The organism is Methyloprofundus sp. (genome assembly GCF_965251085.1).
Lineage (GTDB): Bacteria > Pseudomonadota > Gammaproteobacteria > Methylococcales > Methylomonadaceae > Methyloprofundus.
On sequence record NZ_OZ252594.1, the window covers coordinates 4,564,825 to 4,588,306 of the forward strand.

General features: G+C 41.2%; 22 protein-coding genes and 1 pseudogene. 14 read left to right on the top strand and 9 right to left on the bottom strand.

Annotation, left to right across the window (positions count from 1 at the left end; all coding sequences use genetic code 11):
• Window positions 1–30: 30 nt before the first annotated feature.
• The 3 genes and pseudogenes from ACQY3F_RS21560 (at window position 31) to ACQY3F_RS21570 (ending at window position 5,052) form a co-directional block, all read left to right on the top strand.
• Entirely contained in the window at window positions 31–2,985 is a 2,955-nt protein-coding gene (locus tag ACQY3F_RS21560; RefSeq protein ID WP_428357154.1) for an HD domain-containing phosphohydrolase, read from the top strand.
• A gap of 86 nt (window positions 2,986–3,071) precedes the next feature.
• Window positions 3,072–3,979: pseudogene (locus tag ACQY3F_RS21565) on the top strand (tyrosine-type recombinase/integrase).
• The gene (locus ACQY3F_RS21570) at window positions 3,976–5,052 is read left to right on the top strand and encodes an IS91 family transposase (RefSeq protein WP_428352924.1); all 1,077 of its coding nucleotides are present in this window, start codon (window positions 3,976–3,978) and stop codon (window positions 5,050–5,052) included. Before ACQY3F_RS21565 ends, ACQY3F_RS21570 begins: the two are co-directional and overlap by 4 nt.
• A 923-nt stretch (window positions 5,053–5,975) precedes the next feature.
• Here ACQY3F_RS21570 and vapC read toward each other — a convergent pair.
• From vapC to ACQY3F_RS21595, 5 genes are all read right to left on the bottom strand, one after another.
• Complete coding sequence (vapC, locus tag ACQY3F_RS21575; RefSeq protein WP_428357155.1) at window positions 5,976–6,380, bottom strand: type II toxin-antitoxin system tRNA(fMet)-specific endonuclease VapC; 405 nt, start codon at window positions 6,378–6,380, stop codon at window positions 5,976–5,978.
• Complete coding sequence (vapB, locus tag ACQY3F_RS21580; RefSeq protein ID WP_428357156.1) at window positions 6,377–6,616, bottom strand: type II toxin-antitoxin system antitoxin VapB; 240 nt, start codon at window positions 6,614–6,616, stop codon at window positions 6,377–6,379. The genes vapC and vapB overlap by 4 nt, the downstream gene beginning before the upstream one ends.
• Before the next feature lie 125 nt (window positions 6,617–6,741).
• Window positions 6,742–7,029 (bottom strand): DUF2442 domain-containing protein, encoded by a 288-nt coding sequence (locus ACQY3F_RS21585; protein WP_428357780.1) that lies wholly within the window; start codon window positions 7,027–7,029, stop codon window positions 6,742–6,744.
• Between the two features lie 5 nt (window positions 7,030–7,034).
• Window positions 7,035–7,292 (bottom strand): DUF4160 domain-containing protein, encoded by a 258-nt coding sequence (locus ACQY3F_RS21590; RefSeq protein ID WP_428357158.1) that lies wholly within the window; start codon window positions 7,290–7,292, stop codon window positions 7,035–7,037.
• Between the two features lie 323 nt (window positions 7,293–7,615).
• The gene (locus ACQY3F_RS21595; protein WP_428357160.1) at window positions 7,616–7,786 is read right to left on the bottom strand and encodes an addiction module protein; all 171 of its coding nucleotides are present in this window, start codon (window positions 7,784–7,786) and stop codon (window positions 7,616–7,618) included.
• 463 nt (window positions 7,787–8,249) lie between these two features.
• On the opposite strand from ACQY3F_RS21595, the gene ACQY3F_RS21600 reads away from it, so the two are divergent.
• The 3 genes from ACQY3F_RS21600 (at window position 8,250) to ACQY3F_RS21610 (ending at window position 12,683) form a co-directional block, all read left to right on the top strand.
• Entirely contained in the window at window positions 8,250–11,531 is a 3,282-nt protein-coding gene (locus ACQY3F_RS21600; RefSeq protein WP_428357162.1) for an LAGLIDADG family homing endonuclease, read from the top strand.
• Window positions 11,532–11,544: 13 nt separating this feature from the next.
• A complete protein-coding gene (locus ACQY3F_RS21605; protein WP_428357164.1) occupies window positions 11,545–12,228 on the top strand; it encodes an NrdJb in 684 nt (227 codons plus the stop codon).
• Between the two features lie 116 nt (window positions 12,229–12,344).
• The gene (locus ACQY3F_RS21610) at window positions 12,345–12,683 is read left to right on the top strand and encodes a type II toxin-antitoxin system RelE/ParE family toxin (protein WP_428357165.1); all 339 of its coding nucleotides are present in this window, start codon (window positions 12,345–12,347) and stop codon (window positions 12,681–12,683) included.
• Here ACQY3F_RS21610 and ACQY3F_RS21615 read toward each other — a convergent pair.
• Window positions 12,680–13,000 carry a helix-turn-helix domain-containing protein gene (locus ACQY3F_RS21615; protein WP_428357167.1) on the bottom strand — a complete coding sequence of 107 codons (321 nt, stop codon included), beginning with the start codon at window positions 12,998–13,000 and terminating at the stop codon, window positions 12,680–12,682. The two genes, ACQY3F_RS21610 and ACQY3F_RS21615, sit on opposite strands and share 4 nt — an antisense overlap.
• 99 nt (window positions 13,001–13,099) lie before the next feature.
• Between ACQY3F_RS21615 and ACQY3F_RS21620 the strand changes: the two genes are divergently transcribed.
• From ACQY3F_RS21620 to ACQY3F_RS21655, 8 genes are all read left to right on the top strand, one after another.
• Window positions 13,100–13,273 carry a hypothetical protein gene (locus ACQY3F_RS21620; protein WP_428357169.1) on the top strand — a complete coding sequence of 58 codons (174 nt, stop codon included), beginning with the start codon at window positions 13,100–13,102 and terminating at the stop codon, window positions 13,271–13,273.
• A gap of 423 nt (window positions 13,274–13,696) precedes the next feature.
• A complete protein-coding gene (locus ACQY3F_RS21625; protein ID WP_428354718.1) occupies window positions 13,697–15,193 on the top strand; it encodes an ISNCY family transposase in 1,497 nt (498 codons plus the stop codon).
• A gap of 279 nt (window positions 15,194–15,472) precedes the next feature.
• Window positions 15,473–17,845, top strand: a complete 2,373-nt coding sequence (gene hsdR / locus ACQY3F_RS21630; RefSeq protein ID WP_428357170.1) for an EcoAI/FtnUII family type I restriction enzme subunit R — start codon at window positions 15,473–15,475, stop codon at window positions 17,843–17,845.
• Window positions 17,846–18,326: 481 nt separating this feature from the next.
• A complete protein-coding gene (locus ACQY3F_RS21635) occupies window positions 18,327–18,698 on the top strand; it encodes an MbcA/ParS/Xre antitoxin family protein (RefSeq protein ID WP_428357172.1) in 372 nt (123 codons plus the stop codon).
• Window positions 18,698–19,444 carry an RES family NAD+ phosphorylase gene (locus ACQY3F_RS21640; protein ID WP_428357173.1) on the top strand — a complete coding sequence of 249 codons (747 nt, stop codon included), beginning with the start codon at window positions 18,698–18,700 and terminating at the stop codon, window positions 19,442–19,444. Before ACQY3F_RS21635 ends, ACQY3F_RS21640 begins: the two co-directional genes overlap by 1 nt.
• A 265-nt stretch (window positions 19,445–19,709) precedes the next feature.
• Window positions 19,710–20,090 (top strand): GxxExxY protein, encoded by a 381-nt coding sequence (locus tag ACQY3F_RS21645; protein ID WP_428357174.1) that lies wholly within the window; start codon window positions 19,710–19,712, stop codon window positions 20,088–20,090.
• Between the two features lie 237 nt (window positions 20,091–20,327).
• Window positions 20,328–20,651, top strand: coding sequence for a type I restriction-modification system subunit M N-terminal domain-containing protein (locus ACQY3F_RS21650; RefSeq protein ID WP_428357175.1), 324 nt, complete (start codon window positions 20,328–20,330; stop codon window positions 20,649–20,651).
• Window positions 20,652–20,675: 24 nt separating this feature from the next.
• Window positions 20,676–20,954, top strand: a complete 279-nt coding sequence (locus ACQY3F_RS21655; RefSeq protein WP_428357177.1) for an HsdM family class I SAM-dependent methyltransferase — start codon at window positions 20,676–20,678, stop codon at window positions 20,952–20,954.
• 25 nt (window positions 20,955–20,979) lie between these two features.
• Here the strand turns inward: ACQY3F_RS21655 and tnpC are convergent, their stop codons facing one another.
• From tnpC to tnpA, 3 genes are all read right to left on the bottom strand, one after another.
• Window positions 20,980–22,551, bottom strand: coding sequence for an IS66 family transposase (gene tnpC / locus ACQY3F_RS21660; RefSeq protein ID WP_428357179.1), 1,572 nt, complete (start codon window positions 22,549–22,551; stop codon window positions 20,980–20,982).
• Between the two features lie 129 nt (window positions 22,552–22,680).
• Window positions 22,681–23,034 (bottom strand): IS66 family insertion sequence element accessory protein TnpB, encoded by a 354-nt coding sequence (gene tnpB / locus ACQY3F_RS21665; RefSeq protein WP_428353775.1) that lies wholly within the window; start codon window positions 23,032–23,034, stop codon window positions 22,681–22,683.
• Window positions 23,035–23,042: 8 nt separating this feature from the next.
• Window positions 23,043–23,360 (bottom strand): IS66 family insertion sequence element accessory protein TnpA, encoded by a 318-nt coding sequence (gene tnpA, locus ACQY3F_RS21670; protein WP_428353774.1) that lies wholly within the window; start codon window positions 23,358–23,360, stop codon window positions 23,043–23,045.
• Window positions 23,361–23,482: the final 122 nt, after the last annotated feature.

A 23,482-nucleotide genomic window follows, 5' to 3' on the forward strand; every position in this document is an offset into this window, starting at 1 on the left:
GTCAAGCCTAAACCCAGGGAGATGACTCATATGCAAGACTCAAAAAAACACTCTACTTACTCGCTGCATTTTACCACCAGCTCCTTATTTATTACCCTGATTATCGTTTTTGGGGGCATTCTTACCTGGCAAAACTACCATAAAACGTCCGAGATTCTTATCGCTTCCGGTGACCAGGTATTCGACCAGATTAACACCCGCATTGCGCTGGAATTTAGCGCTACGCGCAAGTCAGTTAAGCAGGCGATAAACTTTGTCGCTCAGACCCCTATCGATCAGGTAAATTCACTGCTGGATCCGAAATCCTTAAACCTTCTCAGGAGCGTATTGAAAAATGATACAAATCTCTCCGCGATTCAGGTTGGCTACCCTGATGGTGATTTCTTTATTATCCGGCCGATTAGTTCAACTTATATACAAACCACGTTCTCTACCCCTGAGGGATCAAGTTATATCATCGATGTTATTGATACGGATGAACAAGGCAAGCGTTCTTTATTGCGCCTGTTCTATGATGACGCATTAAATGAAATTTCGCGCAATGCTGCCATTGAGACAAACTATGACCCACGCGAACGGCCCTGGTATAAACTCGCATTCAAGTATGAAGATGCAGCGACCACACAACCTTATTTATTTTATTTTTCAGGCAAAGTCGGGGTTACCTTAACTACCCGGACAGCACATGAAGGTATAGTTGTAGCAGCTGATATATCACTCGACCAACTTTCCAGCACTCTGGTTCATCAAAATTCCACACCCCGATCTGAAACGGTAGTTTTCCAGAAAAACGGTGACGCTTTAATCTATACAGATATCAATCGCCTACTTATGAAATTCGATAACGGTCAATTCAAAATGGCTAAATTATCCGAATTAGGCAGTGATGTGCTGGCCTTTATAAGCCAGGATTTAAGCCTGGAGACCCAATCGCTTAACTTCGATTTTAATGGCGAAACCTGGTTAGGTGGAATTCGGGAAATGCAGGTGACAGAAGGCAGTAGCTTTTATGTGTTAATGGTTTCTCCTGAAAAAGAACTGTTAAGTTCAGCCATCAAAATTCGCCAGCAATCATTATTTATAACAACTGTTATTATTTTGCTTACTATCCCGATCGTCTGGTTATTTGCGCGCAAGATATCCAGACCCTTGCGCCGGCTGGCAACAGAAGCAGAATTAATCAGTCAATTTGATTTTACCAGTCCCGTAAAAAACAGCTCCATGATAGCTGAAGTTGCGGCGCTTGCTACTGCAATGAATATGATGAAAGAGACTATCAGCCAGTTTTTATCTTTAATTCATTCTTTAGCGGATGAAAAAAACCTGGACGCTTTATTGCAGAGAATTACCCAGCAAACAATGCAGATCAGCGCAGCAGATGGCGCTCTTACTTATTTATATAACGATAAAGAAAACACGTTAAAACCCAGCTTTATGCAAATGGGTGCTGATAAAATCAAAAACCTGGAAGATATTCCTGTTGAATTTCTTGATAAATTCAATGAACTTGGCAGTGCACTAAATAATAAACAAAGCAGCGTGATTCAATTGTCGTCAGAACTACCCAGTGGACTGAATGTATTGCTACTCAAATTATCTACTCGCGCCGCTACGATGATTGTACTTCCTTTACGCAATAGACAGGAAGAGAGTATCGGATTACTGTGTCTATTATATAAAGAACAGACTGATACCCAACACAATCATAAGCACCTTTCCTTTGTTCAGGCACTCTCAGGCTTTGCTGCCGTATCGATAGAAAGCCGCCAATTACTTATGCTACAGAAAGCCTTGCTGGAATCCTTTATTAAACTGATCGCCAGCGCTATCGATTCAAAATCACCGTATACCGGTGGACATTGCGCCCGGGTACCAGAAATAACCAAAATGATTACCCAAGTTGCTTGTGCTAGTAATGAAGCGCCCTTTAAGGATTTTCAATTAGACGAAGAGCAATGGGAGTCTCTGCATATCGCTAGCTGGTTACATGATTGTGGCAAAGTCACTACACCTGAATATGTGGTCGACAAAGCCACAAAGTTAGAAACTATCTATGACCGGATTCACGAAATCAGAATGCGCGTCGAAGTCTTAAAGCGCGATGCAGAAATTCGTTATTGGCAACAAGTTGCCAAAGGCGGGGATGCAAGTACCCTGCGTGCTGGCCTGGACAAGGAATTAAACAAGCTGGATGAGGATTTTGCATTTATTGCCGAGTGTAATGAAGGCGGTGAATTTATGGCCGCTGAAAAAATTGAGCGGCTGACTGAAATTGCCGGTACAACATGGCTAAGAACCTTAGATAATACTATTGGTATTTCCTGGGAAGAAAAGCTGCGTAAGCAAAGAGCGCCGGAACAAGACTTGCCAGTTGAAGAAAAATTACTCGCAGACAAAGTAGAACATATTATTGAGCGCGAGGAAAATGACAAAATAGCAGAAGATAATCCCTGGGGCTTTCGTCTCGATACGCCTGAATACAAATACAATCGTGGTGAACTGTATAACCTGGGAATAGAGCGCGGGACACTCACAGCCGAAGAGCGCTTTAAGATCAATGATCATATCGTGCAAACCATCATTATGCTGGAGGAACTACCCTATCCGAAACATTTAGCCGATGTACCTGCTATCGCAGGGGGGCATCATGAAAAAATGGACGGCACGGGATATCCTAAACGTCTAAATAGTGGCGATATGCCACTCACCGCAAGAATCATGGCGGTTGCCGATATTTTCGAAGCACTGACCGCTTCTGACCGTCCTTATAAAAAAGCTAAAACGCTGAGTGAAGCCATACGCATCATGAGCTTTATGGTAAAAGACAAGCATATCGACCCGGATATATTCCGCTTATTTTTAAGCAGTGGGGTTTATAGGCAATATGCTGAACAATACCTTGATCCTGAGCAAATTGATGAGGTTGATATTGGCCCGTTTGTTGGACGAAGCCGCTATCGCGGAGAAAAACAGCGCATCCCTTAAATTTAAAGTGTAACCTCATTGCCTGTTATATGCATAACAGGTAACTTGTAAGCTCATCCAACTAACAATAATGAGGTTACACTGTTATGACACCATCGATAGAGCTTAAATTCAACCATTATTATATCCAGCACTGTAAGCATTTAAAGCTTAAGGGACTGCAACCCAAAACCATTGACGCTTATTCACGCGCTATTCGCCGTATCGGGGAACACTTTCAGGGGCATCTGGATAACTTAACGCAAGATCAACTGGTGGATTATTTTCATGCTCTTTTAAGCCGCCTTTCCTGGAGTGCCGTGAAACTAGATCTCTATGGTCTCAAGTTTTTCTATACACATGTGCTACAAAAGCCGTGGGTTGATGTGCTAATGATTAAACCACCACGATGTACGCGTATACCCGATATTGTCACTGTGGTTGAAGCACAACAACTGTTTATGTCGACCCGTAATCTAAGCTATCGAGTTTTTTATTTTACGATTTACAGTCTAGGTTTACGTTTGGGCGAGGGCTTAAGCCTGAAAGTAGGTGATATTGATGCGACACGCATGCGGGTACATATTCGCAATGCCAAAGGCAATAAGGATCGGCTTGTGCCTTTGCCTGTGAATACCTTGAAGGTGTTGCGTAAGTTTTGGGCTGTGCATAAAAATCCAGTGCTGGTATTTCCCAACCGTGCCCGGGGTCTAAAAGGTGCACATCTTGCTGAATCCCCCCTTGATCGCGGTGGCATCCAGAAGACAATCCGTCTTGTGACGCAAGAAATGGGACTAAAAAAAAGATTTCCTGCCACTCGCTGCGCCACAGTTACGCCACTCACCTGTTAGAAGCCGGGGTTGATTTAGTTGAGTTGCAGAAGATTCTGGGCCATACCAGTTTAGTAACCACGGCTCGCTATACGCATTTGACCGATATTACCGATGAGAATGCAGAGCTGCACATTAATCAGTTAGTCAATGACTTTTCTATTCACTGGGGGCAGATTTCATGATAACCCTAGCTGCAGTGATTGATCAATTTCAGTCTGACTTTTTAAGCGAGTATCAATCTCGTTTACGCTCCAATCAGATCAGTGCATTACATGCCATGAAGAGCTGTCGGACACAGCTGAGTCCTGTGATGCAGGTTAACTGTGCAGACTGTGACTATCAAACCTTTGTGCCTCATTCCTGTGGCCAGCGTAACTGCCCGCATTGTCAACATCATGAGAGTCAACAATGGATTGAACGACAGGTACAAAAACAAGTCCCTGCTGATTATTTTATGAATACCTTTACCTTACCTGCGCAGTTAAGGTCGTTAGCCAGGCAGCATCCGCGGTTACTTTACAGTATGATGTTTGACTGTGCCTGGGCGACTTTACAGAGTTTTAGTAAAAATGATAAGCAGTTGCAAGGCGATGCCGGGGCGATTGCTGTCTTACATACACACTCACGCGAATTAAATTATCATCCGCATATTCATGTCATTATGCCTGCGGCAATCGTGGATAAAATCAAGAAGCTCTGGCGCACTAAGGAAGGCAAATACCTGTTTCATCATAAAGCACTAGCAAAAGTATTTCGTGCAAAGATGCTAGCGCGTATGAACGAAGAAAAGTTGCCATTTCCCACAGCTATTCCGGAAAAATGGGTGGTCGATTGTAAGTTTGTCGGTGCAGGCGATAAAGCATTGATATATCTGGGTCGATACCTGTATCGTGGTGTGATTCGTGAACAGGATATCTTATCCTGCCAAAATGGCAAAGTAACCTACCGTTATCAAGACAGCAAAACCAAACGCTATCAAACCAAAACGGTATCGGGGGCTAAATTTCTGTGGCTGGTGCTGCAACATGTTTTGCCTAAAGGCTTTCGTCGTGCGCGCAATTATGGCTTTTTACATCCGAATAGCAAGGGTGTTATTAAGTTGATTCACTCCCTGCTAAAGTTTGACCCGACGAAGATATTGCGTGCACTCAAAGTACGGCCGGCATTCAGTTGCAAATGTTGTGGCGGGGCGATGGTTGTTGGGCGTCGGCAAATACCCAGGGTGGAAATAATGTTTCAGCCTTTGCCAACTTAACAATTGGAATCACTAGCGCTTATGTAAATTTAAACACTTCGACCCAGGCTATCAGCGGATTAAATGCTGAGGGAGTTGCTTGGGCTAAAATCGGAGATTAAGGCAGAATTTTGCTCCGATACTTGGACTTTGAGAGTTGACTGCAATGGACAACGCTCAAAGTTCAGTTAAACAGGTAAAAACAGAGGTTCGATTCATCAGTCGGGCTGATCAACAAAAAGCTATTTTCATAGAGCGCATTAAATGAATTCCTACTATCGTGCCGGGCTTGTCCAACAAACGGTTCAGATTGTGGCTCGCTTCGCGATCACAATCTAACCTTATTCGTTAGTAGCGATTAGTCTGCTGTATATTTTGTGCCATTAAATATAGGACACCTCTAATAATAGTCTTTTTGCCCGATTTCAGCGTTGAATGGTTTTCTGCGATCCTCATGTATTTCATATACACTGCGGCTCTCGAAAAACATTCGCCTTGAACTCGAACAACAAGCCTAATTATTAGAGGCACCCTATAGAAAAATCAGCTGCTCATGATTTCTAGCACAAGCTCCTGATTCCACAGCACTTCAAAAAATACCCGCGTCGTTGACATAACAATAAACTCCTTCTCCAGAGGGAGAAGGTTGGGATGAGGGGATTATCAATGCATGATTTTATTCTCCTCACCCAACCCAACCCTCTCCAGCAAGAGAGGATTTAAAACAACAGCATTGCGGAAAAAGCTAAAGCTTTTTTACTCCCATCTTTTAGCCTTTATAGAGCCATATTTTCTAAGTCAGCTGGCTCGTGTGTTGGGGTAATTTTTAATAACTGCGTATTATATATCCATAGCTTGGGTCAAAGCCGTAGGTGTTAAAGATACAGGCTACTTTAATATGTAGTTTGTGCTGTCTGTAATAGTCAAAGAACAAGGTGTTCGTCTTAATTAACCCAATTCTCTAACTTTAGCCCCTCAACACGTTCAAATTCACGGGTATTATTAGTCAGTAAAGTCATATTTAAAGACGAGGCAACAGCTGCTATCTGAATATCATACGCGCCAATCGTGTTACCTTGCTTTTCTAACGTAGCGCGAATTGAAGCGGCTTTTTTCGCTGCCTCAATACTAAAGTCTACCACCGTTAGTGGTGCAATAAAGTTTTCTAAAGCCTTTAAGTTTCGTTGCTGTGAATTATTTTTTGCAATGCCGTAATACAACTCAAAGATGCTAATGGTAGGGATATGTAATTGCTGAATCTGAATTTGTTGAAAACGTTGCAAGACTTCTGGTGGATGTTGCTTTATTAAATAAATACAGATGTTAGTATCTAACAAGTACGCTTTCATTCAAGGTCACTCCAATCACGTTCTTGCATCTCAGGCTGCTCACGCCCGTTGGACATAAAGTCATCTGAAAATTCATTCAGCGCACTAAACCAAGAACTCCAAGAAGTTTCTATAGGCTCTAAAATAATTTTATTACCTTGTTTAGAGATTTTAACTTCTTTGCCTTCCATCCTAAAGGCTTTAGGTAAGCGTACTGCTTGTGAGCGACCATTTTGAAATAATTTAGCTGTTTGCATAAACCTAATTCCTGATAAAAGATATATTCCATAAGTATATATCTTTTGCTTTCATCTTGTCAGCTAATTTAAAGTACCCGTTAAAATGTGGGAACCCCAAAATTCGCAACCTAGCCCTATTATTTTCAGCTTAGATAGCCCCACTCTTTAAATTTATTTTGTAACTCTGGCTCATTTCTGAATGCTTTAAAGAAAATATACTCGGGTGCTAAATCGGCTCCATTAGACCAAACTATAGTATCTAATTCTTTATCAATAACTAACTTTGAAAACTCGGTTTTATTTTTTAAAGGTTCAAACATCTTTCCATTCAAAGCATCTGATAAATCAGCTATGCCTTTCCGACCATTATTGAAGGATACTTCTACTTTGTAATCTTCCAAATATTTTGCACTTGTAACATGAAGAAACATAGCTATCACTCCAATGGTTCAATTGGTTTTGGAGATTCATCATTTTGACAAAGCTCCCAGTTTTCAATTAACTCTTCTCTGTGTATCTCATACCATTCAATAACATGACGCAGTGCCCGTTTTAGAAATTTGCCTTCGATTACACCAGTACGAATATTTACAGTTATTTCATATTCTGCATACTTCGCATGAAAATGAGGGGGTGCATGGTCATCCCAATACATGACAATGATTATTCCAAGAAATTGGCTAATTACAGGCATTAATAAATTCTCGACATTCTAATTCTTGCTCTTATTTTGCCATACATCATTACATATAAGTACACTCTTTTTAGCCTAACCAGGCGCACACATTTCGCAGTACTGGAAAAAAATGTCTAAGTTGGAGTAAACCACGAACCCATAAAAGAAGCAAAATGTTTGCGCTCAGCAGGTTAGGTAATAGTTAATTGATAAATATGGCATTGCAAGACCGCCTTATCTGCATTTTTTCTGTTGGTAGGATGCCCGTTAGCAGATCAATCAATAAAGCGGAATCATTATAAATTTGTGCAATGGGAGACCTGTCCCCTAGTTACTTCACTTTAGTACTTAGCAAAAACTTCTTCAGCTGGTATAGCTTCAATTTCACCTTTTTTGTATGCCTCAACACGAGAATTAGCTTCTTTTGCCCAAAGAGCATCAATTTTTGAGTTTGGGCTATCAAGGCTAAAAAGTAGTTTCTCGGCAACATTTGCACGTTCTTTTGCATTCATCGTTGAATATTCAAGATACGTTATTTTCTTAAAAGTTGTAGGATGTGCTGAGGAACGAAGCGCATCACACACAAAGATGCGTTTCCTTCCTTAACGCATCCTGCATAACGCCCCTAACTTAATGATTTTGGATTCTCATGTTTTGTTATTTTCTATTTGCCCAATAGTCTTGTGTTCGTTGCAAATGAGATATTACCAGAAAAAACTCAAGATTTTTTACGCCTCCCCTGAGTTTTATAGTTAATACCGCGTAACCACGTCTAATAGACAACTTCACATAGAATATCCCTTATATAGTGCTTATTGTATTTTTTAGCACTACATATTGTGCTATACTGCAGTCTCAAATAAATTACATCCATACCTGCTGTGGTGTAAAAAGGGCTCATTGCATATCTATTAACAACAGGTAGTGACCCTTAGTAATAGGTCGATACAAAACACTCAAAGACAAGGAACAGATATGACGACAAAGTTAGCCACTGATTTGGATGCCTTTACCGATATTCCCTTACAGGATGCATCGGCAGATATATGGGATACCAAATATCGCTTAAAAACTAAATCCGGTGTCGCCATAGATGGCAGTATAGATGAAACCTATCAGCGCGTTGCCACGGCTTTGTCCAGTGTCGAAAAAGGTAAAGCCAAGCAGGATAAATACTATAAAGAATTCCTATGGGCTTTACGCCAGGGCGTTATTCCAGCAGGGCGTATTATTTCTAATGCAGGTGCGCGCGAACATAAACCAGCGACTTCCACTATTAACTGCACTGTTTCAGGATCGATCATCGATTCAATGGACGACATCCTTGGTAAAGTGCATGAGGCAGGACTTACCTTAAAAGCAGGTTGTGGAATCGGATATGAATTTTCTACACTAAGACCTAAAGATGCCTATGTCTCAGGGGCAGGTGCCTATACTTCTGGTCCGCTATCGTTTATGGATATCTACGACAAGATGTGTTTTACCGTTTCCTCTGCGGGTGGACGGCGTGGTGCTCAGATGGCGACCTTTGACATCGGTCATCCCGATGTAGTCGATTTTATCCGCGCCAAACGTGAAGACGGTCGTTTACGTCAATTTAACTTGTCTTTATTGATCACAGCTGAATTTGTCCAAGCAGTTAAAGAAGATAAAGCCTGGCGGTTATCTTTCCCCGTTATGCAAAGAGAATGGGAAGAAGAAAGCCTGGATAAAGCGGATGATTCCGTCATTATTTGGCGCGACCTGCCGCATACTGAAGGTTATGTTGAAAATGAAGACGGCCTGGTTGCCTGTAAAATTGCCAAAACCATGCCCGCTCGTCGACTATGGGACATTATTATGTCCTCAACCTACGACTATGCTGAGCCTGGATTTATTTTGATTGATAAAGTCAATGAAATGAATAATAACTGGTTCTGTGAGGATATTCGTGCGACCAATCCATGCGTTACAGCTGATACATGGGTACAAACTGAACAGGGTGCAAGACAAGTAGGCTCCCTATTAGGGAAACAAATAAATGTACTCGTTGATGGTAATTTACATCAGTCTGGCACAGAAGGATTCTTTAAAACGGCAACAAAAAAAGTTGTCAAATTAATGACTAAAGAAGGTTTTAATTTACGCTTAACAGAAGACCATCAAGTGCGTAAAGTCACATACCAAACTCGATATAAACAAGAAACACAGTGGTGTGCGGCTAGCGATTTAGAAACAGGCGATCAAGTGCTGTTAAATGATCATCGGGGACCCAGTGCATGGCAGGGAGTGTATAGCGAAAACCAAGGCTATTTAATTGGCTTATTAATGGGTGATGGCACTTTAAAAGAAGATAAAGCGGTGTTGTCTGTGTGGAAAAATGCGCAGGTGGTTAATGCAGGTTTTGATAGCATAAATTCGGGCGTAAATGCGATTATGGATAAAGTGCTTGTCGCAAGCCAGGAGTTTAAAACACGTAGTGACTTTAAAGGATGGTCAGAGATTACCGGTAGAAATGAATACAGACTGAGCTTTGCCGGGCTTAAACATTTCGCTGAAGAGCTAGGCATGTCAGTAGGAAATAAATCAATTACACCCGCTATAGAAACAGCATCCAGTGATTTTTACAAAGGATTTTTACAAGGTTTTTTTGATGCCGATGGAAGTGTTCAAGGCACTCAAGAAAAAGGTATTAGTGTTCGCTTAGCGCAGTCAGACTTAGATCGTTTAGAGGCTGTTCAACGTATGTTATTGCGTCTGGGAATTAAATCGAGCATCCATCGTAATCGCCGCCCGGCGGGTATCAAACAAATGCCTGATGGTAAAGGGGGGCATGCTGACTATCAAATCAAAGCACAACATGAATTGCTTATAAGCGGTGAAAATCTTGTAAGCTTCCAGGAGTTAGTTGATTTTACAGATATAAATAAATCATTAAAACTTAAAAGCGCCTTATCTAACTATAAGCGTAAATTAAACCGAGAACGCTATACCGCAACAGTTGAAGCCATTATTGATGATGGTATTGAGGATGTATTTGATATACAGGTCCCGGGCATCAATACTTTTGATGCCAATGGCTTACATGCACACAATTGCGGTGAACAGCCGTTACCACCTTATGGTTCGTGCCTTCTAGGATCAATCAATCTAACCCGGTTTATAAAAAACCCGTTTACTGATAAAGCCTCTTTTAACTGGAATGATTACCGTAAAACCATCCGCATTTTTACCCGTATGCTGGATAACGTGGTCGAAATTAATGGTTTACCTTTAGAGAAACAACGTGAAGAGATCATTTCAAAACGTCGTCATGGCATGGGTTATCTGGGCTTAGGTTCAACACTCACTATGTTAGGTATGCAATATGGCGATGCTAAGTCGCTGGATTTTACCAGTGAAGTCACTAAAATCCTGGCAGTAGAAGGCTGGAAAGAAGCTCTCGATCTGGCTAAAGAAAAAGGCGTAGCTCCCGCATTAGAAAAAATGTATACAGTCACCGGGGCAATGCTGCATAAACGACCGGAAATGGTGAGGGATGGTTATAAAGTCGGCGATCAAATCGCTGGTAAAATATTACACGCAAAATACAGCCGTTATATGCAGCAAATTGCACAGGAAGAACCTGAGCTAGCAGCCGCATTAGCTGAATATGGCGCACGCTTTACGCATCATAGTTCTATCGCACCAACCGGCACTATTTCACTCTCTCTGGCGAATAATGCCAGTAATGGGATCGAACCCAGCTTTGCGCATCATTATTCTCGCAATGTCATTCGCGAAGGTAAGAAAAGCAAAGAAAAAATCGATGTATTTTCCTTTGAGTTGCTCGCGTATCGCGCCCTGGTTAATGATAAGGCCATGCCCTACAGCGAAAAAGACGATGAGCAATTACCTGACTATTTTATAACAGCCGATGCCGTTACCCCTAAACAACATGTAGACGTACAGGCGGCTGCGCAAGTATGGATTGATTCATCCATTTCCAAAACAGCCAATGTGCCTACCGATTATCCCTATGAGGATTTTAAAGATATCTACATGTATGCTTATGACCAAGGCTTAAAAGGTTGTACCACTTTCCGTTTTAATCCTGAAGCTTTTCAAGGCGTACTGGTAAAAGAATCCGATCTGGAAAACACTACCTATCAATTCACTCTGGAAGATGGTCATGTTTTGGAAGTGAAAGGCAATGAAGAAATTGAATACGATGGTGAAATGCATAGCGCAGCTAACTTGTTTGATGCCTTAAAAGAAGGCTATTACGGAAAATTCTAAGGCGGAAAAAACAATGACCATAAAAATAGATAAAAAAATTGTCGGCTATAAAGTCGTTACCCAGGAAGACAAGCAAGCAGCAGAAAAAGAGCAAGCGACACTGGATGTCGTTAGCATGGATGAACATGTTTTGCGTCCGGAAATGTTATTTGGCTCAACCTACAAAATCAAAACCCCGCAATCCGAGCATGCGCTGTATATAACCGTTAACGACATGATTCTAAATATGGGCACCGAGCATGAAGAACGCCGCCCCTATGAAGTCTTTATTAACTCCAAGAATATGGAGCACTTTCAATGGGTGTTGGCATTAACCCGGGTTATTTCAGCGGTTTTCCGTAAAGGCGGAGATATCACTTTTATGGTCGAAGAGCTGAAAGCCGTGTTTGACCCCAAAGGTGGTTATTTCAAAAAAGGCGGTGTTTATATGCCTTCTCTAGTTGCCGAAATTGGCCATGCCATCGAGCAACATATGAAGCAGATCGGCATGTTAAAAGACATAGAGCTGGAAGCGCACCAGAAACAGTTTCTTGCCGAAAAACGCAAAGAGTTTGAAGCAAAACATGGTGAGCAAGCTGATGAAAGCGACAACTTTCCCGAACAGGCGCAGTTATGTACCAAGTGCCAGACTAAGGCATTAGTTATGATGGATGGCTGTATGACCTGCTTGAATTGCGGGGAGAGTAAGTGTGGCTAGTGATATATAAAGCATAATGGGCAAAGGGCTTTAACCCTGTCCATTACTAAATGCATTGAGTCTTGATGAACAATGCGTTACATCAATTAATGAATTTATTTTTTAAGGACTGAATAGTGACTGAAAAGAAATTTGCATTTGTTAATGATGCCGCTGAAAGAGAATATAAAGACCTTCCAAAAAAAATACAGCTTAAGTTTGGAATAAGTTTGAGAGCTATTCAGGAAAACAAGAGGCCCTTTTTAAATATCCGGCCACTAAGCAGTATAGGAGCAGGTGTTATTGAGTTGAAGATAAATGGGCATCCTGCTTTTAGGTGTATCTATATAGCTAAATTTTTAAACACTGTCATCGTACTCCATTCATTTGAAAAAACAGCGAATGGGGTAGATCAGCAAGCCATAAAAACTGCAAAAGCAAGGTATAAAGAACTTAAGAGTGAGTTAAAAAGCTAAATGGATTCGCTTTTAACACGCCTGATATCAATATTTGCACTATCAATATCGCCAAAAGTAAAGCGAGCTTTAAACCCAAGAGCATCAAGAATGGTCACTAAGAAATCCAAAGTAAATTTTTCTATTTTACCATTTATAATATCTGAAATACGTGGCTGACTTATGCAGAGCTCATCAGCGGCTTGTTGCTGTGTCCAGCCTTGATGCTGAATAATATCTCTAATCATAATAGTAATATCAGTACGCAAAACCATATTGCTTGCTAATTCAGCTGTTTCGGTTGCATGAAAAGGGCTTTCATAAAATTTTAGTGCCACTGCTGATCTCCTTGTTTATTTAGGCCTAGTTTATATAGAATTTTATATAAACTCAAGAAGACTAAAAGTAATGAAAAAATTAGGGAGGGAAATAGGCTAATGAGTGATTTAAAAAAAGACCTTTTAAAAGCCCTCAAAGGCTGTGACTTTCTCAAATTTATCGAAGAAAAATCATCAGGTGGAGCAAGTACCCAAGAAAACCTTATTAACGCATTAGTAGCACTACATATTGAAGGGAATCTTGATGTTATTTTTAACTTCAAAGCCAGGTAGGGTGGGCAAAAAAATGTCCACCCTACTTTTTTGCATGAGGGGCTGCCCCGCTTTAAGTTTGTAGCCAGATTAGGTTTTCTTAATGAATATATGGCTATAAGCTTAAGACGTGGCATTATGGCAAAGTGACGATATTTAACCCATAATATTTAGATTCAAATTAGGTGCATAGAACGGTGATGTAATTACAGTTTAAATAGTGCTTGAACGGAAATAACTAAATTCCCTTTAAAATCAGATAACTATGCTATAATAACAGCTAATAAAACGATTGAAGATTAAAAAATCGCCATTTTAGTATTTTTCATACAAAACACATAAGTCACTGTTTTTAAATAGGTCTTGTTATCCAAAAAGTGCATTAGCAAATACTGAGCCTTCAATATCAGCCCTCTATTAGCAAAACTTCGCCGCAAAAAAACCATGAGAAATGTCATATCATCACAACTGGAAATAGGACAAGTCGATATTGCCAACATCGTCATTGATGTCACATCACGCGATGATATTCCACTCATCCTGCTGGGCTTGCAACACATCTATACAACTGGCCCTTTAAAAGAAGCTGTTTTCAAAATTCTTCAAGAAGTCATCCCGCGCAAGAACAAAAAAGGCAGTGATGAAACAGCTGCCGTCTCATCAAATAAAGGTCGTCCCGGCATGGAACAGTGGCGTATTCTGGTATTAGGCACCTTACGGGTAGCACTCGGTGCTGACTTCGATCGTATCCAGGAACTCGCCAACGAACATCGAACGCTCAGAATGATGCTAGGGCACGGTACTTTTGATGACAAAAACTATCGCTTACAAACCCTAAGAGATAATCTAAAGTTATTTACACCTGAGATCATGGATCGCATTAATACTGAAGTCATTCGCTCGGGTTATCAGTTGCTTAATTTAGAGTCCACTGCATCCATTCAGGGGCGTTGCGATTCATTTGTCTTAAAAACCGATGTTCACTTTCCAACCGACATTAACTTGCTTTACGATGTGATGAGGGTCTTATTCCGTCAGTGTGTTTACTGGTGCCAGGAACACGACCTTCCCGATTGGCGGCAGCATAAACATAACCTCACTGAATTCAAACGACAATATAGACGGATTCAAAAGCTGCGTCATTCCACCTCGAAGGACGAAAAGAAAAAACGGGCTCAGGCCGATTTGATTTGTAACGCACATCAGGTTTATATTGATTTAGCTCAAAAGTACCTGAACCGAGTCACTCAAAGTTATGCGTTATTAATAAGCACCTATAAGGTTCCAGAAGTCCTATTGCTTAAGATGCAAACCTTTCTCCAGCATGGCGATCGACAAGTCGATCAGATCAGACGACGCGTGATTGAGGGAGAAACCATCCCTCATGATGAAAAAGTATTTTCCCTGTTTCAGCCACATACCGAATGGATTAGCAAAGGCAAGGCAGGGGTTCCCGTTGAATTAGGTATACGCGTCTGTATAGTTGAAGACTACCACGGATTCATACTGCATCATAAGGTCATGCAAAAAGAAACGGATGATAAAATAGCCATAGGTATGGTTGAAGCGACACAAGCGAAATTTCCAGCGTTCAATGCGTGTAGTTTTGACAAAGGCTTTCATAGCAAGAGCAATCAAAGTGGGCTGAAAGAGATACTTGATGAAGTGACTTTGCCGAAAAAAGGGAAATTATCGGTCAAGGACAAGGAACGTGAATATGCCGATCAATTTAAACAGGCCAAAAAGAAACACTCAGCTGTTGAGTCGGCCATTAATGCATTGCAGGTTCATGGATTGAGTCAATGTCGGGACCATGGAATTGATGGTTTTGAACGCTATACCGCACTGGCTGTATTATCAAGGAACATACAAAAAGTGGGCGCAATTAAACGAGATATGGAACGACAACGATTGGCCAAAGAAAAAAAGAAAGCCGCTTAAGTTTTTAAAGAAAGTGGCCTTACTGAGGGATTAGTATGTCTGAAAAGTGGCACAATAGCATTGTGCTGAGCAAATTCGTAATAATGGGTGGATTGTTATCTCAACTAAGCCAAATCGGAAAATATTATGGTAGATTGGGTGTGATGTTTTTTTAAAAAACTGACTTTTCGTTCAGGCACTAAATATTCAATGCTTTATTTCCCAAAAATACTGTCAGTGCTATAGTTAGTGATAGCCAATCCACGTTGGTTTTTTAATAAATCACAATGCTTTTTACTTATGGACAAAAAACAGCTTACGGAACGAGATATTTGCACCAAGTATATTCTCCCTGCTATAAAAAAAGCTGGCTGGGACATTCACTCTCAAATCCGTGAAGAAGTAACCCTGACCGCAGGTCGTGTGATTGTCCGTGGACAAATGGGACTGCGCAGTAAAGGCAAGCGTGCCGACTTCGTGCTTTACCATAAGCCTAATATGCCCTTGGCGATTATCGAGGCTAAAAAGAATACCTTACCGATAGCAGCAGGTATGCAACAAGGCCTGTCTTATGCTGACCTACTTGAAGTGCCTTTTATCTTCAGCTCCAATGGTGATGGCTTTATCTTTCATGATAAAACGGGCCTATACCCTCAAGTTGAACAAGAACTCAGCCTAGATGAATTTCCCAGTCATACCGAACTTTGGCAAAAATATCAGCAATGGAAAGGCTACCAAGCTCATGAGTTAGAGACGATTACCCAAGATTATTATGAAGATGGTAGTGGTAAATCTCCTCGTTACTACCAAATGCATGCCATTAATAAAACGATTGAAGCCGTTGTAAAAGGCGAAAATCGCGCATTGCTAGTAATGGCTACAGGAACAGGTAAAACCTACACCGCGTTTCAAATTATCTGGCGACTATGGAAAGCAGGCATCAAAAAACGCATCCTGTTTTTAGCAGATCGTAATATTCTGGTTGATCAAACCAAAACCAATGACTTTAAGCCCTTTGGGTCAGCGATGACCAAAATCACAGGGCGCAAAGTCGATACCTCTTATGAAATTTTCCTGTCACTTTATCAAGCCATAACAGGCCCTGAAGAAGACCAGAAAGCCTACAAACGATTTTCCCCAGAATTTTTTGACCTGATTGTAATAGACGAGTGTCATCGCGGCAGTGCAGCAGAAGATTCAGCTTGGCGTGAAATCCTTGAATATTTTAAAGCAGCCACCCATATTGGTTTAACCGCAACGCCCAAAGAAACAGAAGAAATCTCTAACTCGACCTATTTTGGAGATCCTGTTTATACCTACTCCCTCAAACAGGGCATCGATGATGGTTTTTTAGCACCTTATAAAGTGGTGCGGATTGATCTGGATAAAGACTTACAGGGTTGGCGACCCACAAAAGGTCAATATGATAAAAATGGTGAATTGATTGTAGACCGCATTTATAACCAGAAAGATTTTGACCGAACACTGGTGATTGAAGAAAGAACACAGCTGGTGGCTAAAATTATCAGTGACCATCTTAAAGCCACAGATCCCATGGCCAAGACCATCGTCTTCTGCCAAGATATTGATCATGCCAATCGTATGCGTCAGGCTTTAATTAATGAAAATCCAGAACAGGTAGCTAAAAACCGTAAATATATAATGAAAATTACGGGGGATGATAGTGATGGAAAAGATGAGCTGTATAACTTTATCGGTCCAGAACAATCCTATCCTGTTATTGCCACCACCTCTGAATTAATGAGTACAGGGGTTGATGCCAAAACCTGCAAATTAATTGTGCTTGATCAGCGTATCAAATCCATGACCAAATTTAAACAGGTGATTGGACGGGGAACCCGTATTGATGAAGACTATGGCAAACTCTGGTTTACCATTATGGATTTCAAAAAAGCCACTGAACTGTTTGCAGATAAAGACTTTGATGGCGAAGCAGAAGTAATATACAAACCTAAAGGCGGTGACTCGACCGTTCCTCCTGAAGATGAGCAAGATAATGGTGATACCGATACCAATAATGGACAAGGTTCTGATGATGGTTATCCTGGTGACTTTGGCGGCTTAGATGATGGCGGTGAAGGAGCAGGTGAACCCCCTAAAAAATACATTGTTAAAGGCGTATCGGTAAAAGTTATCTCAGAGCGAGTGCAATATATAGGACCTGACGGCAAACTCATTACCGAATCACTTAAAGATTACACCAGTAAAACCGTTAAACAAGAATACGCCACCCTTAATGACTTTTTGCGCAAATGGAATGATGCTGATCAGAAACAAGCAGTTATTGAGGAATTGGAAGAGCAGGGTGTTATCTGGCAAGCCTTAGAAGATGAGATAGGTAAAGATTATGGCGCTTTTGATCTTATCTGCCATATCGTTTATGGTCAACCGCCTTTAACCCGTAAAGAGCGTGCAGATCAAGTGCGTAAACGGGATATATTCACCAAATATGGCGAGCAAGCACAAAAAGTATTGGAAGCCTTATTAGAAAAATATGCCGATGAAGGCATTACCCCCATTGAAAATTTAGCCGTCCTTAAAGTACAACCCTTCAGTGAAATGGGTCGCCCTATAGAGTTAATTAAAGGCTTCGGTGGCAAAGCACAATATCAACAAGCGGTTAAAGACTTGGAGCAAGTGCTTTATTCCTGATCCGGTATTTTTGTCCACGAAATACACTAAAAAGATAAGAAAGGTGTCCACGAAAAGCACGAAAAAAGAATTAAATGTTTTTTTCTGTTAACTTTCGTGTCTTTCGTGCTTTTCGTGGACAATACCTTTTAATCTAAAAGCCAGGAACATGTCCACGAAAGACACGAAAAGCACGAAAAAAGAATTAAATGTTTTTTCTTTATCTTTCCTTATTACCCATGAGTTTCAGCTAAATTTGGAGAATACACGGCTTTTGCTCTTAGCCCTCCCATGCAGGGGAGGGTTTAAAGCAACCCTTGTATGATTAAGTATTGGCTGAAGCTTATACGTAATCAAGTTTTCTTTTAACGTTCGTGTTTTTTGTGTATTTCGTGGACATTAATTTTAAATCTGTATCTATTTACAGATGACTGCCTTATTATTGTTAGCTAAGCACATTTAAACTACAATATGTGCAAATAGAACATAAGAAAGGTGCGTTATGTCTGCATTAGAACAGCTTAGTCCTACACAAGAAACCGTGCTGGCTAAAGCGGTGTTGAACGCCGCCGAACAATTAGGCTTAAAGCAAGCGGAGTTAGCCGCAGTATTAGGTGTGCATCGAACCGCTATTAGCCGGCTAAAACAAAATCAATCACTTGATCCTTTGTCCAAGCAAGGGGAGATCGCTCTTCTCGTTGTACGAATAGCCAGAGCCTTGTTTGCGTTAACAGGGGGTGATTTAGAATGGATCAAACACTTTATGCACACTCACAATCATGTCACCGGCGATATTCCAGCAAAACAAATAGAAAGTATTCAAGGTCTAATGATGGTTTTGCAGTTTGTTGATGCCATTCGGGGAAAAGTCTGATGGTATGGGATGTCTGCAACGGAGTGCAGCAGATAAGGCGTTTGACAGGAACTCTCTATCGGCTTGTTGAAAGTCAGGAGCAAGTTGCCACCTTAGGCTATGTTGATACGCTGGATGAACAAGCCATGCTTGAAGAAATGTTAGAGCACACTAAACCCGTCTACAAGGACGATTTAACAGCTTATCACTACTTACTCTCCACGCCTTTTCGTTACCCACCGTTAAAATGGGGTTCGCGTTTTGGTGGACTTCATGAGCCCAGTATTTTTTATGGTGGTTCAAGTGTCCATGTCACACTGGCTGAATCAGCTTATTATCGGTTTGTGTTTTGGAATTCAATGGCTGGTTTGCCGATTAAAAAACAAATCAGATCTGAGCATTCCCTATTTTCTGTCGATTATCAATCACAGCATGGCGTTAGCTTGCATCAACCTCCCTTTGATCATTATGAACATGAAATATCTAGCCCCACTCAGTACACCGAGTCTCAACAGTTAGGTTCAGCCATGAGAGCATCAGCTGTAGAAGCATTTGTATATCCATCAGCTCGTGACCCACAAAAAGGAACCTGCGTTGGCTTGTTTACAGCGCGTGCCTTTAGGCATAAACAGCCTAAAAATATGAGCCAATGGTTATGTGAAACAGCTGCCAATGAAGTGCTATTTAAACAGCTCGGTTCCAACGCAATAACAAGCTTTAAACTAGAAGCGTTTCTAGCTGACGCCAAATTCCCCATGCCAGCATAACTTTATTTACCACCAGAAAAAAACGGGATGTCCACGAAATATACGAAAAGCACGACAAAAGAATTAAATGTTTATTTTCTGTTAACTTTCGTGTCTTTTGTGCTTTTCGTGGACAATATCTTTTAATCTAAAGCCAGGAACATGTCCACGAAACACACGAAAAGCACTAAAAAAGAATTAAATGTTTCTTTGTCTTTTAACTTTCGTGCCGTTCGTGTTTTTCGTGGACAATATCTTTTACGTTTAAATTTTATAGGTGAGCTTTATGGCTACTGATATTTTGTTTAAAGATGAATGCTACCAAATACAAGGTGCGATATTTGAAGTTTATCGGGAAATGGGCTGTGGCTTTCTTGAAGCGGTTTATCAAGAATGTTTGGAAAAAGAATTCTCAAGCAAATCAATTCCTTTTGTTGCGCAGAGAAAATTGAATTTATTTTACAAAGGCGAAGTATTAAAACAAATATATGTGCCTGATTTTATATGCCATGAATCTATTATTGTTGAAATAAAAGCATTATCTAAAATAACACCGCAACATGAAGCACAAGTATTGAATTATTTAAAAGCGACAAAAATACGCTTAGGATTACTGGTAAACTTTGGCAGTTACCCAAAAGCAACAGTGCAGAGGCTTGTGCTATAAAACTATTTGTCCACGAAATACACGAAAAGCACGAAAAAAGAATTAAATATTTTTCTTTTAACTTTCGTGTCTTTCGTGCTTTTCGTGAACAATATCTTTTAATCTAAAAAACCAAGAACATAATATGTCCACGAAAGACACGGAAAGCACGAACAATAAAAAGATAAGTGGTTTTAACTTTCGTGTCGTTCGTGATTTTCGTGGACTAAATCTTTTAATCTAAAAACCAGGAACAGAATGTCCGTCTCTAATATCGTAAAATCCATCCAAGACATTATGCGTAAAGACGCAGGCGTTGATGGCGATGCCCAGCGCATAGGCCAAATGGCATGGCTGTTATTCCTGAAAATCTATGATGCGCAGGAAGAAGAATTAGAAATGATGGATGATAATTACGAGCCCCCCATTCCAGAAGAATTACTTTGGCGTAATTGGGCGAGTAACAAAGAAGGCATTACTGGAGAAGGCATGCTGGACTTTATCAACGGCAAGCTGTTCCCAGGGATAAAAAACCTACATGCTACATCCATCAGCAATCCGCGTGGCTTTGTTGCAAAATAAGCCTTTAGCGATGCCTTTAACTACATGAAAAACGGCACACTACTGCGCCAAGTGGTTAATAAGGTCGATGAAATTGATTTTAACTCTTCCAGTGAACGCCATACCTTTGGTGATATTTATGAAACCATTTTAAAAGACCTGCAATCATCAGGTAACTCAGGCGAGTTTTACACACCAAGAGCGGTCACCCGTTTTATGGTCGATATGGTCAACCCCAAATTAGGAGAAAAAGTGATGGATCCTGCTTGCGGTACGGGCGGATTTTTAGCCTGTACCATGGATCATATTAAAGAATCTGGGTAAGCGCTCAACGAAGCACGTACTTGCCCTATTCAGGCGTATCTGATTTTTTAATATTCCAGGGCAACAAAGCCTCCACTTTATCAACCGTATCAGCATAAGGTAAAGCAGTGAGAACCTGCTTAAGATATGCATAAGGCTCCAGCCCATTTGCTTTAGCTGTTTCTATCAGGCTGTAATGTATTGCACTGGCACGAGCACCCGCAGGGGTATCAGAAAATAACCAGGCTTTGCGCCCTATCACAAACGGGCGAATCGCATTTTCTGCCAGGATGTTGCTAATATTGAGTTCACCATGGGTGCAATACACATTGAGTTTTTCCCACTGGTTACTCAGGTAAGTCATTGCCTTTCCTGTCAGGCTATCTTTAGGTACTTTATGCTGGTTTTCTTCCAGATAGGCTTTGAGCTGGTTCAATACAGGAATGCTCTTCTCCTGGCGCTGCTGATATTTTTCATCCACTGACAGGTCTTTAATTTCTCGCTCAATGACATACAGTTTATTGATCAGGCTCAGCGCTTTACCTGCTTTTGAGGGTTTGTTATTTTGTCCCTTTTTGCGTTTAGGCTGTGCATTCTGGGCATCTTTAAAATAACGACGCGCATGATCCCAGCACCCCAGCTGGGTGATGCTGTTTTTTTGGCACACGGCATTGTACCCCGCATAGCCATCGGTTTGCAGATAGCCACTAAAGCCGTCAAGCAGGCGCATGGGGACGTCTCCACTACGAGAGGGATCGTATTCAAACAGGATGCTTTTTTCACCCGGTGGCCCGCCAAGCGTCACCCACATATATTTATCTGAGGTCGCTGGCCGCCCCGGTTCTTTTAATACCTGAACCCGCGTTTCATCAGCGAGTATGACTGCCCCTGTGTGTTGATGCTCTCGCATCAGGTTAATCAGGGGCTGAAGTTGTTTAGCCAGTGCGATCATCCAGTTTGCTAATGTCGCTCTGGAGATGTCACCCCCATAACGAGACAAGATGCCTTCTTGCCGATATAAAGGTAAGCCGTCAGCATACTTGGCGATAATAACAAAGCACATTAAACTGATGCTTCCCATTGCTCTGGCAATAGGGTGTCTGGGCATTTGTGCGGCTTTAACCTGGCGTTGTTTTTCGCCTTCAATCTGTTTGATAAAGACCGCTTTTTCCTGCATGTATTCAAGAACACGTACTTTAGCAGGAATAATATCCAGCTCTTCTTTCACTTTAGTAAAGAAAGTATCAATAGCACCTTCTTTTTCTTCATCGGTTAAATAAATAAAAATTTGCTCGCGAGGTAACTTATCTGAGAAGGGTTTGCGTCCCGGCTTTTTCTTCGTGCCAGTAGAACTTGTCTGCTTATCGCCCTCAGGTGCTTCATCAGCTTCCTGGTCTAATTCCTCGCTGCTATCTGCTTCATTCTCTGCTTCATTCTCTGCTTCATCAAACAAAGAGGATTGATGAGATTGTTCACTCGATGACCCAAAGCGTTTTATTTTAGATAAGCGTAGTACCTCTTCCAGAATAAGGATGCGTTTTTTCTGTTCGGAAATCACCCCAGACTTAACTTCAATCACACGCGTCAGTTCATCAATAGCCTCTTCTTTTTCAAGCAACAAAGCAACAAAGCAACACTCTCCGACAGCAAAGAACCGGCTTTATCTTGTTGTTTTATATTTGAAATATCGGCTAAAATCATGGCTTTATTATAGCATTTATAGTGGCAATAATGAACACAAAAACAGCTAAAAAACAGACTCATATTGAAGTTTTTTATGACCTTTCATCGCGCTAATATCAAAGCCATCCAGCAACCAGTTTAACGGCTGTCCTGTTAAGGTTAATGTCTCTTCATCACCTTTAGGCCACTTAAATTTGTCTTCTACCAATGACTTGTAATAAAGGACAAAACCATTATCTTCCCAGAACAGACATTTAATCTTATTCCGCTGTTTATTCGTAAAGGCATAGAGAGCCCCCTCAAAAGGATTATGCCCTAACTCACATTCAACAATCGCCGATAGCCCTCGGTGTGACTTACGAAAATCAATGGGACGCCGATACAGATACACCTCCGTTAAAGACAGGGATGGACGCATAACAACCGTCACCGCAACAGCTCAAGCAGTGGTTGAATACACGACATAGTGTCCTGCGTAATACCTTCCAGACGTGTGCCATCATTAAATCGTAAGGATAATCCAATAGCTAGATCCGGTGAGATACCCTCGTCAACCCGAATGCGCGTAAATCCTGTAGGGGAAGTAGTAGGCTTTACAGTCGATTTACGTTTCCAGTAGCCGAACTTTTGCGGGCATAAATCATGTTGCCGACAATAAGCTGCCTGTGATTGGCCTGATGCCTGCCAGTGCTCTATGTGAATAGGCCAGAAAGTCTTTTCCTGTATTTTTTCTAACGCTGCCATTTAAAATTCCCCGTGGTATTTAACAATGGGGATAGTTTGGCATTAATCTGAGTTGCCGTGAAGTACGCTGACTATTGAGCGCTTACGTTGAAACGCCGGGGTCAAAACGCCGGGGTCTTTGA

Coding starts and splice junctions, on each gene's coding strand:
- vapC (WP_428357155.1), bottom strand. CDS start 6,380: ATGAAAGCGTACTTGTTAGATACTAACATCTGTATTTATTTAATAAAG.
- ACQY3F_RS21560 (WP_428357154.1), top strand. CDS start 31: ATGCAAGACTCAAAAAAACACTCTACTTACTCGCTGCATTTTACCACC.
- tnpA (WP_428353774.1), bottom strand. CDS start 23,360: ATGGCAGCGTTAGAAAAAATACAGGAAAAGACTTTCTGGCCTATTCAC.
- vapB (WP_428357156.1), bottom strand. CDS start 6,616: ATGCAAACAGCTAAATTATTTCAAAATGGTCGCTCACAAGCAGTACGC.
- ACQY3F_RS21590 (WP_428357158.1), bottom strand. CDS start 7,292: ATGCCTGTAATTAGCCAATTTCTTGGAATAATCATTGTCATGTATTGG.
- ACQY3F_RS21620 (WP_428357169.1), top strand. CDS start 13,100: ATGAGTGATTTAAAAAAAGACCTTTTAAAAGCCCTCAAAGGCTGTGAC.
- ACQY3F_RS21655 (WP_428357177.1), top strand. CDS start 20,676: ATGAAAAACGGCACACTACTGCGCCAAGTGGTTAATAAGGTCGATGAA.
- ACQY3F_RS21650 (WP_428357175.1), top strand. CDS start 20,328: ATGTCCGTCTCTAATATCGTAAAATCCATCCAAGACATTATGCGTAAA.
- ACQY3F_RS21640 (WP_428357173.1), top strand. CDS start 18,698: ATGGTATGGGATGTCTGCAACGGAGTGCAGCAGATAAGGCGTTTGACA.
- ACQY3F_RS21645 (WP_428357174.1), top strand. CDS start 19,710: ATGGCTACTGATATTTTGTTTAAAGATGAATGCTACCAAATACAAGGT.
- ACQY3F_RS21635 (WP_428357172.1), top strand. CDS start 18,327: ATGTCTGCATTAGAACAGCTTAGTCCTACACAAGAAACCGTGCTGGCT.
- ACQY3F_RS21605 (WP_428357164.1), top strand. CDS start 11,545: ATGACCATAAAAATAGATAAAAAAATTGTCGGCTATAAAGTCGTTACC.
- ACQY3F_RS21595 (WP_428357160.1), bottom strand. CDS start 7,786: ATGAATGCAAAAGAACGTGCAAATGTTGCCGAGAAACTACTTTTTAGC.
- ACQY3F_RS21600 (WP_428357162.1), top strand. CDS start 8,250: ATGACGACAAAGTTAGCCACTGATTTGGATGCCTTTACCGATATTCCC.
- hsdR (WP_428357170.1), top strand. CDS start 15,473: ATGGACAAAAAACAGCTTACGGAACGAGATATTTGCACCAAGTATATT.
- ACQY3F_RS21585 (WP_428357780.1), bottom strand. CDS start 7,029: ATGTTTCTTCATGTTACAAGTGCAAAATATTTGGAAGATTACAAAGTA.
- ACQY3F_RS21570 (WP_428352924.1), top strand. CDS start 3,976: ATGATAACCCTAGCTGCAGTGATTGATCAATTTCAGTCTGACTTTTTA.
- ACQY3F_RS21625 (WP_428354718.1), top strand. CDS start 13,697: ATGAGAAATGTCATATCATCACAACTGGAAATAGGACAAGTCGATATT.
- tnpB (WP_428353775.1), bottom strand. CDS start 23,034: ATGCGTCCATCCCTGTCTTTAACGGAGGTGTATCTGTATCGGCGTCCC.